This window comes from Qipengyuania aestuarii, assembly GCF_019711535.1.
GTDB lineage: Bacteria > Pseudomonadota > Alphaproteobacteria > Sphingomonadales > Sphingomonadaceae > Qipengyuania > Qipengyuania aestuarii.
The window spans coordinates 820,681-834,245 of sequence record NZ_JAIGNP010000001.1 but is presented as its reverse complement, the minus strand read 5'-3'; the positions used below and the strand labels follow the sequence as shown (position 1 = coordinate 834,245).

Genomic DNA, 13,565 nt, shown 5'->3' with positions numbered 1-13,565 from the left:
GATGCGTCATCTCACTATAACTCTGGCAAGTCTGCTGCTGGTTTCCTGCGGCGAGGGCAGCGAAGCGACGCCGCCGCCCGCGACCGGTGCTCCTGCACCTGCACCAGCCCCAACTCCGGCGCCTACGCCAACGCCTACCCCGCCGCCTTCGGGCGGAACAGCGGACTGGTACCGCCCGAAGGCCGGGCTCGACTGGCACTGGCAATTGACCGGGTCGCTTGACACCTCGCTGCCCGTCGCGGTCTACGACATCGACCTCTACGAGACGCCCACGCCGACTATCGAAGCGTTGCAGGCGCGCGGTGTGAAAGTGATCTGCTATTTTTCGGCCGGATCGCGCGAGAACTATCGCAGCGATGCGGGTGATTTCCCCTCCGCCGATATCGGCAAGACGATGGATGGCTGGCCCGACGAACAATGGGTCGACATTCGCAGCAATGCCGTCCGCGCGATCATGTCGAAGCGGCTCGAACTGGCAGCGCAGAAGGGCTGCGACGGGGTGGAGCCGGACAATGTCGATGCCTATGCCAATGACAGCGGCTTCGCCCTGACCGGAGCAGACCAGCTATCCTACAACCGGTTTCTGGCCGCCGAAGCGCATGCGCGAGGGCTCGCGGTTGGTCTGAAGAACGATCTCGACCAGGTGGCCGGGCTGGTCGACGAGTTCGACTTCGCGGTGAACGAGCAGTGCACCGAATATGATGAATGCCAGGTGCTGGCGCCCTTCATCGCGCAGGGCAAACCGGTCTTCCACGCCGAATACGACCAGCGTTTCCGCACCGATGCCGCCGCGTTTGCGGACATGTGCGCGGCGAGCAAGGAGCTGGGCTTCAGTACGCTGGTGCTGCCGTTGAGCCTCGACGGATCGTTTCGCAAACCCTGTCCCGAGTGACCGGGCCGATCGCAGGGATCAGTCGGCCTCGTCGTCCCGCGTGAGATCCATCCGCACCTCGCGTTCGCGCGGGATATAGGCGGGCGCAGGCTCGTAGCCTGACGCTGCGTCGAGGCGGGAGGCGGCGGCCAGCATGTGTTCGCGCAGGCGGCAGTGCATCTTCCAGCCGCATTTGGGATCGGTCGAGCGGGCCATGAAACGCACGGTCATCGCCTTCGCATTCTGCGCCACGACTTCGCAGCTGGCGTCATCGGGATCGACCACATCCTCGTCGTTCTCGATGAATTCGCGGAACGGTCCGCGCAGCTGGTCGACATCGGCGCGGTTGTCGAGTTCGAGCTCGACATGCATCATCAGGCTCGGGTCCTGCTTGGTCCAGTTCTCGAAACTGTCGCTGGTGAAATCACTGACCGGTGCGATCACGCGGCGTTCGTCCCATGTGCGCAGGCGCAGATGAGTGAAGCCGATCTTCTCGACGAAGCACCACTGTCCATCGAAATAGATGGCATCGCCGATGCGCGCCGTCTGGGCGAAAGCGATCTGGACGCTCGCCATGATGTCGCCCAGCACCTTGCGCGCAGCAAAGGCGAGCACGATGCCCAAGACCCCGGCCGACGCGAGGATCGAAAAGCCGAGAGTGTCCGAGATATTGCTGGCAACAAGCAAAAAGCCGATCCCGGCGAGCAGGATCAGGACGGTGACGATGCGGCGGATCGCGCTCATCTTGGTGTAGAAATTGCGATCGGCGTTGTTCTCGGGCGCCTCCAGCTCGTCGGTCCGGCGCGAGGTTGCGATGTCGAACAGTGATTCGATCACCGAAAGGGCGATCCCGATCACCGCCAGGATGATGAGCACGAGCTGGAGCGGATCGAGCAGGTCCTTGACCGGCCCGGACAGCCGGAAGAACGTCGCCCGAACCACGGCGAACGTGCCCGCAAACGCCAGCAGGGTCGCGGGAAGGTGGATCGCCTGCAGCACACCATAGACCTTGCCGTCTTCCTCCTGCGTCTGGCGGAGGCGGTCGATGGCGAGATAGGTGAGGGCAGCCGCAAGCGCACCGGCCAGCAGGATCAGCGGAAGCGCGATCACTTCCCACCAAGCCAGCGTCCAGAATGCCTGCTTGCGGAGATAGGTCGGCAGCGAGCGTTCGAATTTGGTCGGGCCGTAAATATCGTAGAGAGCGGGGACATTTTCCACGGTCTGGCGGCTGAACACCCATACGGGTTCGCCGCCGGGTGCACGAACCCGCGCAATCCGGATTGGAACGGTCCTGTCGGCGAGTTCGAGCCTCCCAAGCGTCAGGCTGCGCCGGGGAACTCCGGCCATCGGATCCTTGGACGTGGTCGCCGTGTCGACGGCATCCGGGCGGTCGGGCAAGCTTGCCCAGTCCACGGTCATCGAGCGGTGGAGGAGATCGTAAAGCTCTTCGGCAAGCTGATCGGGATCGCGTGCTTCTCCCCCTACATTCTCCAGATCCAGTGCTGCGGCGGCGCGGCCCCAGTCTTTCTGCGCGCCGGCATCCATGAAGCTTTCGAGCAAGCCCATCGGCGTATCGAGATCGAGCGGGGAACGGGCAGCGCCGGTGGCATTCTGGAGGCTCTCCACTTCGTAGACGAAAGGCTCCGAACCCTGTGCGATATCCCGTCCGCTCTGGGCCGCGAGCGGCAGCGCAAGGAAGGCCAGAAGTAAAACGGCTATGCTCTTGGTGAAGTCGCTGATTTTCATCCCCATGCGGCCCCAATGGATCGGACAGGCGAAGGGTTCCGTTCGCAATAGAAAACCCCGCTGCCTTGCGGCAACGGGGTCTTAGCATTTTTATATTGGAAGATCAGGCGGCTTCCATCGCGCTCTTATCTGCGGTGGCGCCCAGCTTCTCAATCAAGGCCTTGCTGAAGGCAGGAATATCTTCGGGCTTGCGGCTGGTGATCAGGTTTCCGTCTTCCGCAACTTCCTGATCGACCACATTCGCACCTGCATTTTTCAGGTCCGTACGGATCGATGGCCAGCTTGTCACAGTCTTGCCCTTCACCAGATCGGCTTCGGCAAGCAGCCATGGCGCGTGGCAAATAGCCGCAATGGGCTTTCCTGCCATGTTGAATTCGCGCACGATCGCGACCGCACGCTCGTTCATACGCAGGACATCCGGGTTCATCTGGCCACCGGGGAGAAGGAGAGCATCGTAGCCCGAACAGTCGGCAATTTCGTCGACCGTCTTCTCTACGGTCACGCTCTCACCCCAGTCCTTCTGGTCCCATCCCTTGATTTCGCCCTTTTCGAGACTGACAACTGTCGTCTCGAAACCGGCGTTCTCGAGATTTGCCTTCGGCTTCATAAGTTCAGATTGTTCGAAGCCGTTGGTGGCGAGGATCATTACGCGCTTTGTCATGGGTCAATTCCTTTGATTTCGTGTTACCCATGCAACGTGTGGGGATGACGCCCCGTTCCTTGCTGACAGGCGAGCCGTGGCTCTGATAGGGCAGGCTCCATGGCCACTACCGACCTTGATGATTCCGGCGCCGATCCGTTCGATGCGATTGTCGATGCACCATTCGATTCCGCGCTGTCGGAACGCTATCTCGTCTATGCGCTCTCCACCATCACGGCGCGGTCGCTGCCCGATTTGCGCGATGGGCTGAAGCCGGTTCACCGCCGCCTGCTATGGACCATGCGGCAGCTGAAGCTCGATCCGGCGAGCGGATTCAAGAAATCGGCCCGCGTCGTGGGCGAGGTGATCGGCAAATACCACCCGCATGGCGACACGGCTGCCTACGACGCGATGGTCCGCCTCGCGCAGGATTTCGCGCTGCGCTATCCGCTGGTCGAGGGGCAGGGGAATTTCGGCAATATCGACGGTGATAATGCCGCGGCCTATCGCTACACCGAAGCGCGCCTGACGAAGACGGCGATGCGCCTGATGGAAGGGCTGGACGCCGGCACGGTCGATTTCATCCCGACCTACAATAACGAGGAAGAAGAACCGGAAATCATGCCGGGCCTCTTCCCGAACCTGCTCGCCAATGGCGCAAGCGGGATCGCGGTCGGCATGGCCACGAATATCCCGAGCCACAATGTTGCCGAGATCGTCGACGCAACGCTGGAAGTGATCGACAACCCGCATGTCGAGCATGCGCGGCTGATGGAAATCTTCAAGGGTCCCGATTTCGCCACCGGGGGTGTGGTCCCCGAAAGCGCGGAAACCATCAGCCATGCCTATGAAACCGGGCGCGGATCCTTCCGCGTGCGTGGCCGCTTCCATGCGGCAGAGGCGGAAAAGGCCGAAGACCGCGATGCGGGCATCGAAAGGCTCGGGGGCGGCCAGTGGCAGCTGGTTATTTCCGAAATTCCTTATCAGGTCGCCAAGGGCAAGCTGATCGAACAGATCGCGGCCGCGATCTCGGACAAGAAACTGCCGATCCTCGAAGATGTTCGGGACGAAAGCGACGAACAGATCCGCATCGTGCTGATCCCGCGCAGCCGCAACATCGACCCCGAGCTGCTGAAGGAGAGCATCTACAAGCTCACCGATATGGAGACGCGGTTCGGCCTGAACCTCAACGTGCTCGATGCCACGCGCACGCCGATGGTCATGGGGCTGAAGGAACTGCTCGACAACTGGATCGCCAGCCAGATCGACATCTTGCAGCGCCGCAGCCGGCACCGGCTCGACCAGATCGCGCGGCGGCTCGAACTGGTCGAAGGCTACATCATTGCCTTTCTCAATCTCGACCGCGTGATCGAGATCATCCGCACCGAGGACGAACCCAAGCCGGTGATGATGGCGGAGTTCAACCTGACCGACCGGCAGGCCGAAGCCATCCTCAACATGCGCCTGCGGTCCTTGCGCAAGCTGGAGGAGATGCAGCTCAGGAACGAAAAGGACGAGTTGCTCAAGGAGCAGGACGAGCTCGACAAGCTGCTTGGCAGTCCGGCCCGTCAGCGCACGCGCTTGAAGCGCGATCTCAATGCGCTGCGCAAGGAATATGGCGAGGATACCGATCTCGGACGCCGCCGTACGACCATCGAAGAAGCTGCCCCTGCGGTGGAATTCAGCATGGATGCGATGATCGAGAAAGAGCCGGTCACGATCATCCTGTCGCAGAAGGGATGGATCCGCGGTGCCAAGGGGCACTTGCCGCTGGATCAGGACTTCAAATACAAGGAAGGCGATGGCCCTGCCTTCGTTATCCACGCGCAGACGACCGACAAATTGCTGCTCGCCACAGATCAGGGCCGTTTCTTCACGCTCGGCGCGGACAAGCTGCCCGGCGCGCGCGGCTTCGGCGAGCCGGTGCGCAATACGCTGGATATAGAGACCACCGCCCACATCATTTCTGTCATCGTGCATGAACCGGGCAAGCGTTTGCTGCTGGCGGCGAGCACGGGCAAGGGTTTCGCCGCCGTAACCGATGATCTGCTGGCCGAAACCCGCAAGGGCCGTCAGGTGGTAAATCTCCCCGGCAAGGCGGTGCTGCGCGTGGCGCGGCCGATCGACAAGGGGCATGACCACGTCGCCGTGGTGGGCGAGAACCGCAAGCTGGTGGTGTTCAATCTTGAAGAACTGCCGCAGATGACGCGCGGGCAGGGCAACAAGCTGCAGAACTATCGCGACGGCGGGCTTTCCGATGCGACCACCTTCACCATGGAAGAAGGGCTGAGCTGGACCATGGGCGGCAAGGAAGGCCGCACCAGGACCGAAACAGAGATGTGGCAATGGAAGGTCGCGCGCGGCGGTGCCGGACGGCTGCCGCCGCAGGGCTTCCCCCGCGACAATACCTTCAGCTGACAAAAAATTTAGCTGACAAAAAAGGCCGGAAGCGGTGATCGCTTCCGGCCCAGGTCCCCTTGGTAGGGATTTCTCCGGATTTTCGGTGGCTCCAGAGAAACGGGTTCAGCCGAACTTACTGTCCGGCACCGTCCGCAGCCGGTGCTGCAGCAGCTGCCTGCGCCATCGCGGCATCGATCTGCGCGTTGGTCAGCAGGGCCATCAGGCCGTTCGGGGTAACTGCGAAATGTTCGCGCAGCAGAGCAACCTTGTTCGCTTCGTCACCGCCGCGGGCGACGACGACATTGTTGCCTTCGACCGATACGATCGTGCCGAGCGGTGCCTGTTCTGCGTCCATAGCGGTCGCGCCGGCCACGAGAGCGGCGTCGAGCTTGGCAGCGGCTTCGGCCAGCTGCGCATCGATCATGCTGTTCAGCTGCGCCTGGGTAACGGTGATGGTCGGGCCGGTTTCGCCCTGACCGTACATGTTGACCGCCAGCGGAACCTTGTGCTTGCCGGTGTCGAGCACGGCGGTGCCGTTTTCGACCGCAACGATGGTGCCCACGGCATTGCCTTCGGGGCCGGTCACAGTGGCGCCCGAAACGACCTGGTCGTTGGCCATGGCGGGGGTTGCAGCAAGAGCGACGGAGGCAATGGCCAGCTTCGCGAATTTCATAAAAATCTCCAAGGCTTGTTTAACTTACGGTTCCGCAGCGCGCGAAACACGCTCTGCGAACGAATCTGATTAGTTAGAGCGGCGGTGAGACTGTAAGTCTCGGGCCGTGGCCGCCAGTTCCCCCTCCGAGGAAACGACCTGCTCTATGGCAAACCGGTCCCCGGGAGGCAACCGCTTCACCGATACTTATGCTGCATTGCAGCTTAAGCGAAGCTGAAGATGCTGTTGGGAAGGGCGCAGACGGCAGTGTTGCAGCGCGTCATCCGGCTGCGAGGACATCGTCCAGCATGGCCATCACCCGTTCGCGTTCGGGGAAGCCCTCTTCCACCCAGCGCCGCTCCACTTCCTGAAGCGTGCGCGCGACTTGCGGCCCCTTGGCCATGCCCCGTTCGACGATCTCACCGCCCTTTAGCGGGAGCTGCGGCGCGGTCCAGTTGTCGAGGGCCCCCGGGTCGGCGCGCAGGAGCAGGAGCCGGTCGCGCGCGCATTCCACGCCTTCGTAATAGGCAAGCGCCAAGGGAGCTTCCACGTCGCGCGTGTCACGTGCCGCCACGCAGGCGAGGCGCTCGCGCTGGCTGCGCGACAGGCGCAGACGGGCCGACACGGCCTCAGCCACCGGCGGCACGGCTGGCAGCAAGGCTGCGAGCCGCCGCATCGCATCGGGCTCCGCCGCGTAAGCATGCTCGGTCGCGATAAGCTGGGCGAGGGTGTCCGCCTCGCGCTGGCCGCATTCGGGCAGCACTTCCTGCATCACGCCAAGTTCGCGCATCTTGAAAACGGTTGCCGAGGGATCGGGCAGGGCAAGCAGGTTCTGCAGTTCCCAGCCGACACGCTCGCGGCTCAGCCCTTTGAGCGTGGAGGCGAGTTCCTGGCAGGCGGCGGTGGCTTCATCGTCCCAGTCTCCGCCGAAGCGCGTCTGGAAGCGGAAATAGCGCAGTATCCGCAGGTGATCCTCGCGGATCCGCTCGCGCGCATCGCCGATGAAGCGCACGCGGCCTGCCTCGAGGTCGGCAACGCCGCCGAAGAAGTCATCGATTTCCAGCGTCTCGGGGTGGGCATAGAGCGCGTTGATCGTGAAATCGCGGCGTGAGGCATCCTCTTTCCACTCGGTGGCAAAGGCGACCGTGGCACGGCGGCCATCGGTCGACACGTCGCGGCGCAGGGTGGTGATCTCCACATTGCCCTGCGGGAGAATCGCGGTGACCGTGCCATGGTCGATGCCGGTGGGGACGGTGCGAATGCCTGCTTCCTTGCATCGGTCGATGACTTCCGCCGGATGCATCGGGGTCGCGCAGTCGATGTCGTGAATGTCCTTGCCCAGCAGGCTGTCGCGCACGGCCCCGCCGACATAGCGCGTATGGTCCGCGCCCAGCGCAGCAATAAGCTGCGCCAGATCTTCGCGCTTCGTCCAGTCTGCTTCGGGCAGTTTCGTCATGCCGCGCCCTTTAACCGGCTCAGTCGAACCACGCCAGACGGCGCGAAAGATTGATGCAGATCGCGGCGGTCACGCCCCAGATACGGTAACCTTCGTGGTCCATCTCGTAATAGTGACGCATCGCGCCCTTCCAGAACACTTCGTTCTCGCTCCAGGCGGAACGGTCCATCAGCTTGGCCAGCGGGGCTTCGAACCAGCTTTCGACCTCGCGTGGATCGGGGCGAATGGGAAGGTCGGCAGGCACGGTCGCCAGCACCGGAGTAATATCGAACCCCGTGCCGGTCTGATAGCGGTCGGTCGTGCCGATCACGCGCACCTGTTCGGCCTCGATACCCAGTTCCTCCCAGGCTTCCCGTAAAGCCGCCTCGACCGCGTCCTCGCCTTCGTCGATCTTGCCGCCGGGAAAGGCGACCTGGCCGGGATGGTCGCGCATGGTCCGCGGACGCTGGGTGAGAAGGACCGTGGGATTATCGCATTCGGTGACCGCGATCAGCACGGCAGCATCCGCCGTCCGGTCGAGATCGGCAAAGCGGGCATCGGTCAGCAGATCGGCGACATCACGCTCGTGTCCCTGCGTGAACAGATCGCTTAGCCGCTCGAAAATGGCGCTCATGCGGGGATGAGGGAATAGCTGTCGCCGCCGCTCGTCACTGTCCAGTCCTCGCTCTCGCTCAGCGCGATCTGCGCCAGCTGTTCATAGGTGGAGCGATTGAGACGCGCCTCGCACCCGCGGCGGACGTGGACGTAGATCGCCGGATTATCGGCATCGCCTTGCGTGCGGATCGGATGATCCGGCCCAGCCACCACGAGTTCGTCGGTGTTGAGCCGGAACGCGAGATCGCCGTCCTTGCGGCTAACGTCGGTGGCGATGAAGCAGGCATCCTCGACCTCGATCGAAAGCTTCTGATAGGGTACCACCAGCCAGTAACTCCCGTCCTCTTCCCGGTTCAGCAGGCCCGAGAAGGCGCGAACCATTGCGGGACGGGTAATAGGGCTACCGTCATGAAGCCATGTCCCATCCGCGCGGATGAGCATGTGGCTGTCGTCGACATTTTCGGGAGACCATTGTTCGACCGGCGGCAGGCGGCGTTCGGCCACTGCTTCGGCGATATCGGCAAGGCTCATTCCAGCGAGTTCGGGGGGCGGAGTATAGACCATCGCTGCTTCAATGGATGACGCGGCGCTTGGTGCCGGGCAGGGAACCTACCCTTAGCTGGCGGCCTCGCTCGTTTCCTTCGTCCAGGGGCCGAGCATGCCTTCCGGCGGCAGGATTGCGGGATTGCCGGTGCGCAGCAGCAGCCGCTCTTGCTCGAACGGGCCGGGGCAATGCCAGCCGCCGGTATGGTCGGCGGTGAAATCCCAGCGATCGTAATAATCCGGGTCGCCGATCATCACTTGCGGATAGGGCGGGGCGCCGTCCTCGAAAGCGGCATCGATCGCGCCGAGGCTGGCAGCCATGAGCGCCTTGCCGAAGCCTTCTCCCTGACGCCCGGGCATGACCGCAACCGGACCGACCATAATGAGCGGATGGGGGCGTCCCTTGGGATCAGTGAGCGCCACAGGCCACAGCTGGATCGATCCGGCGAGATAATCGTCATCGTCGAGTGCCGCGAAACTAAGGCCCGGCAGATGGCCCACGCCTTCGCGGATACGGTATGCCGTGCGCGCATGCCGGCCATCGCCGAATGCAGCGTCGAGAAGCTGTTCGATCAGCGCGGTATCGATCGCGTCGAGGGGAACCAGAGTCGCCATGGGCCGCGCCGATTAGGGGCGCAGCCCATGCCTGTCGAACAAAATCGGCTTATTCGGGACGAAGCTCCAGCAGGCGGCCGCCTTCGCCATCTTCGAGCACCCACAGAGCACCATCGGGTCCTTCGACCACCTGCCTGATCCTTTCGCCCATGTCGTAGCGGGCGATTTCGCGGGCGCTTTCGCCATCGAACGCGACGCGAATAAGGGCCTGGGTCTTCAGGCCCGCCACGATCAGGTCGCCATCCATCCCCGGGAAGAGGTCGCCTTGATAAAAGACCATGTTACCCGGCGCGATGACGGGCGACCAGCTGATGACCGGCTTGGTGAAACCATCATCCGGCGTGTGATCGGGGATGTTGGAATTATCGTAATTGATTCCGTTGGACCGGACCGGCCAGCCGTAATTCTTGCCGGGCTGGACGAGGTTCAGTTCGTCCCCGCCCTGGGGGCCGTGCTCGATTTCCCACAAGCGCCCTTCGCTATCGAAATCGATGCTGAGCATGTTGCGATTGCCATAGGTCCAGATCTCGTCTGTGGGACTGCCTTCGCTTGCGAAAGGATTGCCTGCGGCGGGCGTACCGTCGAGATTCAGGCGCACGATCGTACCCAGCGTGTTGGAGCGATCCTGCGCAGGGTCCTTCTTCTGGCGTTCGCCGCTCGTCACGAACATGTACTGTTCGTCCGGACTGAATACGATCCGGTGGGAATAATGTCCGCGCCCGGTCACCTTCGGGGTCTGACGCCAGACGATATCGAGGCCGCTGATGCTGCAGGCTTCGGCTTGCGCGCAGGTCAGCTGCCCGCGGCCGACCACTGCTCCACGCGTGTCGCCGCTACCTGCCTCGACCCAGCTGAGATAGATCGTCCGGCCATTGATCGTATTGCTGCTTTCCGAAGGCAGGAATGCGACGTCGCCAAGGCCTCCCTGACCGCCGTAATCGACCTGCGGAAGGCCGCTTACCGTCGCGGTCCGCCGGGTCGCCACATCATATATCTTGGCGGTGCCGGGCTTTTCGGTGATGAACAGCTTCTGCGTTCCGGGTACGAAGGCGGACGCCCACGGTTCGTTGAAGGTGCCATGTTCGGAAATTGCGAAATCGCCATCGAAATCGCCAGTACGGCTAGGGGTCGAAATGGCCTCGCCGGTCGGCTCTCCGGTGGAATATCCGCTGCCGCAGCTTGCGAGCAGCGCGACAGGCGATAGGGTGGCGGCAAGAACGGATAGTCGCTTCATGTTGTCATCAACTCCCGAGAAAGGTCTGGGCACGGCCCCGCTCATTGTGGGCGTGGACGAGGCCGGGCGCGGGCCACTGGCAGGACCAGTGGTGGCCGCTGCGGTGGTTTTGTGCAAGCCATGTCCCGGCGGGCTCGACGATTCCAAAAAACTTACCGCTCTCAAGCGTTCCAAACTCGAGCCGCAGATTCAGCGTCGCTGTGCCTGGGGGCTGGCGGTGATCGAGCCTGGCGAAATCGACCGGCTCAACATCTTCGGCGCGACCATGCTGGCGATGACACTGGCGACGCAGCGCTGCATCGAGGCCCTGGGCGCAGAGCCGGAGGAAGTCCTCATCGACGGCAATCTCACCCCCGCCGGACGGCGTGCGGAATGGCGCTGGCCTGCCCGGGCCATTGTGGGCGGCGATGCAAAGGAAGCCTGTATCTCGGCGGCGAGTATCCTGGCCAAGGAATATCGCGACCGGCTTATGCGCGAGGCGGCAGCCGCGCACCCCCATTACGGGTGGGAGCGCAACATGGGATATGGAACGGCCCAGCACATGGAAGCATTGCGAACATATGGACCGAGCCCGCTGCACCGCCGCAGCTTCGCTCCGGTCAGCCAGATGGAGATGTTCGCGTGACCTTTGCTTTTTCCGATATTCCCACGCTCAGCGGCAAGACAGCTATTGTCACCGGGGCCAATACCGGCATCGGTCTGGAGATTGCCCGCGCATTGTCGCGCAAGGGCGCCCGGATCGTGCTGGCCTGCCGCGATGCCGACAAGGCGAACGCTGCGATCGATGAAATCTCCACCGGTCCGGAGCGCGCCGATCTTGCCTATCTGCATCTGGATCTCGCCAATATCGCTTCGGTTCGCGACGCCGCCGAAGAGGCGCGTAAGGAAGACCGCATCGATCTGCTGATCAACAATGCGGGCGTGATGTTTCCGCCCCTGTCGCACGGATCGACCGGCGCCGAACTGCAGTTTGCGGTGAACCACCTTGGCCATTTTGCCTTCACGGGCCTGCTGCTGGACAAGCTGGCGGAAAATGGCGGGGCCAGAGTGGTAAGCCAATCGTCCATAGCCCACCGCGACGGGGCGCTCGATTTCGACAATCTCGATGCATCGCAAGGCTATTCGCGCAGCAAGTTCTATGGCCAGAGCAAGCTGGCCAATCTGCTGTTCGCCTTCGAACTCGATCGCCGCCTTCGCGCGGCCGGGTCGCCGGTCAAGTCGGTTGCGGCGCATCCGGGCGTGGCGCAGACCAACCTCACGCGCCACATGGGCCTTGCTGGCAAGATATTCGGCCCGGCAGTGGGTCTGTTCCTGAATTCGTCGGAAGAAGGGGCGCTGCCCGCACTGCAGGCAGCGACCGATGCGGGCGTGCAGGGCGGCGAGTATTTCGGGCCCTATGGCTTTCGCGAAATGAGCGGCAAGGTGTCCGGCCCTGCGATTGCCACCAAGACCGCGCAGGATCCGCTTCTTGCCAGTCGGCTTTGGGCCAAGTCGGTCGAGATGACCGGTGTCGATCCGGGCCTTTCTCCCGCGGACTGAACCGAGCGCAGTTGCACCTACGCGGCTGCTAGTCCTTGTCCACGAAGGTGCTGGCAGGGAAGGTGATGGTGCATATCGCCCCCTCGGGCGGGAACGACTGTTCGACCTTGGCATCCGCGCTCAGCGAACTGCGGATGAGCTTGCTTCCGAAACCGCGACCTGACGGCTCGGTGACTTCGGGACCGTCGCTCTCCGCCCATTGCAGGATGATTTCGCCATCATCACTGCGATAGGTTTTCAAACTGACACGGCCCTCGTTGGTCGAAAGCGCACCATATTTGATGGCATTGGTCATGAGTTCGTGGAGCACCAGCGTCAGCCGTTCGGCAAGCGAGGCCCTGACGTAAAGCTCGGGATCGATATCGAAGCGGAATTGCGAGGCAAGTTTCGGCCAGGCCTCCAGTTCGGCCTGGAGTATATGCTCGACTGCAACCGCCGTATTCCGTTCGCGATATGCCAGATCATGGCTCCTGCCGATTGCGGCCAGCCGCGCGGTCAGCGTCTCGGAAATTTCCTTGCGGTCGCCTTCCTGCCGGGCGGCGAGGCTGACCAGCCCGCTGATCGAGGCGATGATGTTCTTGAGGCGGTGATTCAGTTCGGCCGTGACCAGCCGCAGGTGTTCCTCGGCGCGCTTGGTCTCGGTAATGTCTATCACATGGCCGATCAGCCGATCGTTCTTGCCGTCACCGCCAGGCAGATGGCGCCCATGCGCATCTATCCAGCGGATAAGCCCGTCGGCCCGCTGGATGCGGCACTGGAACGCCCAGTCGACGCCGTCGGTAAGCGCGGCGGAATAGGTGGCCGCGACCTCCTCGCGGTCTTCCTCGACGACATGATCGAGGAAGTCATCGTAGGTCCAGCTGTCACGCATGGTTTCGTAACCGAAAATCTGGTCATGCGTGAGATTGCGCCATGCGGCACGAGTAACGGCATCGAGTTCCCAAATCCCGATGTGACCGGCGGCAACAGCCATGTCGAGATGCTGGTCAGCGCTGCCGCGCTGCTCCATCGAGTTTAACATTTGTTAAAAGACCCCTTAATTCAAGATCTTAATATGAAGCTTCGGGCCTGATTTGCAAGCTCGGGGCTGGATCCTCGCTTTCAGCCTGCCGGAGAAACTTATCAGTCGAGTCCGGAAAGACACACCCCAGCATCTGGAGTCTGGCGCGCGGCCTCGGACTCAACATCTGGTGGGGGACTCCTTTCGTTCTCTCATGGTTAACATCATCTTGCAACGCGTTGCCTAAATATCTGACTTGACCCGGAATCCATTTG

At 62.5% G+C, this 13,565-nt stretch carries 13 protein-coding genes; 4 read left to right on the top strand and 9 right to left on the bottom strand.

Features of this window, described 5'->3' with window-relative positions; translation table 11 throughout:
* The first annotated feature begins 1 nt into the window (after position 1).
* Positions 2-892: an endo alpha-1,4 polygalactosaminidase gene (locus K3175_RS04180; protein WP_221542076.1), complete on the top strand. Its 891-nt coding sequence runs from the start codon at positions 2-4 to the stop codon at positions 890-892.
* Positions 893-910: 18 nt separating this feature from the next.
* Here K3175_RS04180 and K3175_RS04175 read toward each other — a convergent pair whose 3' ends face one another.
* Positions 911-2,617 (bottom strand): mechanosensitive ion channel family protein, encoded by a 1,707-nt coding sequence (locus K3175_RS04175; protein WP_247710644.1) that lies wholly within the window; start codon positions 2,615-2,617, stop codon positions 911-913.
* 103 nt (positions 2,618-2,720) lie between these two features.
* Complete coding sequence (locus tag K3175_RS04170; protein ID WP_221542074.1) at positions 2,721-3,278, bottom strand: type 1 glutamine amidotransferase domain-containing protein; 558 nt, start codon at positions 3,276-3,278, stop codon at positions 2,721-2,723.
* Positions 3,279-3,377: 99 nt separating this feature from the next.
* On the opposite strand from K3175_RS04170, the gene parC reads away from it, so the two are divergent.
* Positions 3,378-5,675 (top strand): DNA topoisomerase IV subunit A, encoded by a 2,298-nt coding sequence (parC, locus tag K3175_RS04165; RefSeq protein ID WP_221542073.1) that lies wholly within the window; start codon positions 3,378-3,380, stop codon positions 5,673-5,675.
* A 115-nt stretch (positions 5,676-5,790) separates the two neighbouring features.
* On the opposite strand, the gene K3175_RS04160 is transcribed toward parC, so the two are convergent.
* The 6 genes from K3175_RS04160 to K3175_RS04135 form a co-directional block, all read right to left on the bottom strand.
* Positions 5,791-6,330: a hypothetical protein gene (locus K3175_RS04160; protein WP_221542072.1), complete on the bottom strand. Its 540-nt coding sequence runs from the start codon at positions 6,328-6,330 to the stop codon at positions 5,791-5,793.
* 259 nt (positions 6,331-6,589) lie between these two features.
* A complete protein-coding gene (locus K3175_RS04155) occupies positions 6,590-7,765 on the bottom strand; it encodes a CCA tRNA nucleotidyltransferase (RefSeq protein WP_221542071.1) in 1,176 nt (391 codons plus the stop codon).
* Between the two features lie 19 nt (positions 7,766-7,784).
* Positions 7,785-8,378, bottom strand: coding sequence for a CoA pyrophosphatase (locus K3175_RS04150; RefSeq protein WP_221542070.1), 594 nt, complete (start codon positions 8,376-8,378; stop codon positions 7,785-7,787).
* Positions 8,375-8,923, bottom strand: a complete 549-nt coding sequence (locus tag K3175_RS04145) for a DUF1285 domain-containing protein (RefSeq protein ID WP_221542069.1) — start codon at positions 8,921-8,923, stop codon at positions 8,375-8,377. Before K3175_RS04145 ends, K3175_RS04150 begins: the two co-directional genes overlap by 4 nt.
* A gap of 51 nt (positions 8,924-8,974) precedes the next feature.
* Positions 8,975-9,517 carry a GNAT family N-acetyltransferase gene (locus K3175_RS04140; RefSeq protein ID WP_221542068.1) on the bottom strand — a complete coding sequence of 181 codons (543 nt, stop codon included), beginning with the start codon at positions 9,515-9,517 and terminating at the stop codon, positions 8,975-8,977.
* A 49-nt stretch (positions 9,518-9,566) separates the two neighbouring features.
* Positions 9,567-10,751, bottom strand: coding sequence for a PQQ-dependent sugar dehydrogenase (locus K3175_RS04135; RefSeq protein WP_221542067.1), 1,185 nt, complete (start codon positions 10,749-10,751; stop codon positions 9,567-9,569).
* Between K3175_RS04135 and K3175_RS04130 the strand changes: the two genes are divergently transcribed.
* The gene (locus K3175_RS04130) at positions 10,750-11,376 is read left to right on the top strand and encodes a ribonuclease HII (protein WP_221542066.1); all 627 of its coding nucleotides are present in this window, start codon (positions 10,750-10,752) and stop codon (positions 11,374-11,376) included. The genes K3175_RS04135 and K3175_RS04130 overlap by 2 nt on opposite strands.
* On the top strand, positions 11,373-12,290 hold the full coding sequence (locus tag K3175_RS04125) for an oxidoreductase (RefSeq protein ID WP_221542065.1): 918 nt from the start codon (positions 11,373-11,375) through the stop codon (positions 12,288-12,290). The genes K3175_RS04130 and K3175_RS04125 overlap by 4 nt, the downstream gene beginning before the upstream one ends.
* Before the next feature lie 28 nt (positions 12,291-12,318).
* Here the strand turns inward: K3175_RS04125 and K3175_RS04120 are convergent, their stop codons facing one another.
* Positions 12,319-13,299 carry a sensor histidine kinase gene (locus K3175_RS04120; RefSeq protein WP_221542064.1) on the bottom strand — a complete coding sequence of 327 codons (981 nt, stop codon included), beginning with the start codon at positions 13,297-13,299 and terminating at the stop codon, positions 12,319-12,321.
* Positions 13,300-13,565 lie beyond the last annotated feature (266 nt).

Bases quoted from the DNA above. Each gene is read 5' to 3' on its own strand.
- K3175_RS04180 (WP_221542076.1), top strand. From the start codon at position 2: ATGCGTCATCTCACTATAACTCTGGCAAGTCTGCTGCTGGTTTCCTGC.
- K3175_RS04175 (WP_247710644.1), bottom strand. From the start codon at position 2,617: ATGAAAATCAGCGACTTCACCAAGAGCATAGCCGTTTTACTTCTGGCC.
- K3175_RS04170 (WP_221542074.1), bottom strand. From the start codon at position 3,278: ATGACAAAGCGCGTAATGATCCTCGCCACCAACGGCTTCGAACAATCT.
- parC (WP_221542073.1), top strand. From the start codon at position 3,378: ATGGCCACTACCGACCTTGATGATTCCGGCGCCGATCCGTTCGATGCG.
- K3175_RS04160 (WP_221542072.1), bottom strand. From the start codon at position 6,330: ATGAAATTCGCGAAGCTGGCCATTGCCTCCGTCGCTCTTGCTGCAACC.
- K3175_RS04155 (WP_221542071.1), bottom strand. From the start codon at position 7,765: ATGACGAAACTGCCCGAAGCAGACTGGACGAAGCGCGAAGATCTGGCG.
- K3175_RS04150 (WP_221542070.1), bottom strand. From the start codon at position 8,378: ATGAGCGCCATTTTCGAGCGGCTAAGCGATCTGTTCACGCAGGGACAC.
- K3175_RS04145 (WP_221542069.1), bottom strand. From the start codon at position 8,923: ATGGTCTATACTCCGCCCCCCGAACTCGCTGGAATGAGCCTTGCCGAT.
- K3175_RS04140 (WP_221542068.1), bottom strand. From the start codon at position 9,517: ATGGCGACTCTGGTTCCCCTCGACGCGATCGATACCGCGCTGATCGAA.
- K3175_RS04130 (WP_221542066.1), top strand. From the start codon at position 10,750: ATGTTGTCATCAACTCCCGAGAAAGGTCTGGGCACGGCCCCGCTCATT.
- K3175_RS04135 (WP_221542067.1), bottom strand. From the start codon at position 10,751: ATGAAGCGACTATCCGTTCTTGCCGCCACCCTATCGCCTGTCGCGCTG.
- K3175_RS04120 (WP_221542064.1), bottom strand. From the start codon at position 13,299: ATGGAGCAGCGCGGCAGCGCTGACCAGCATCTCGACATGGCTGTTGCC.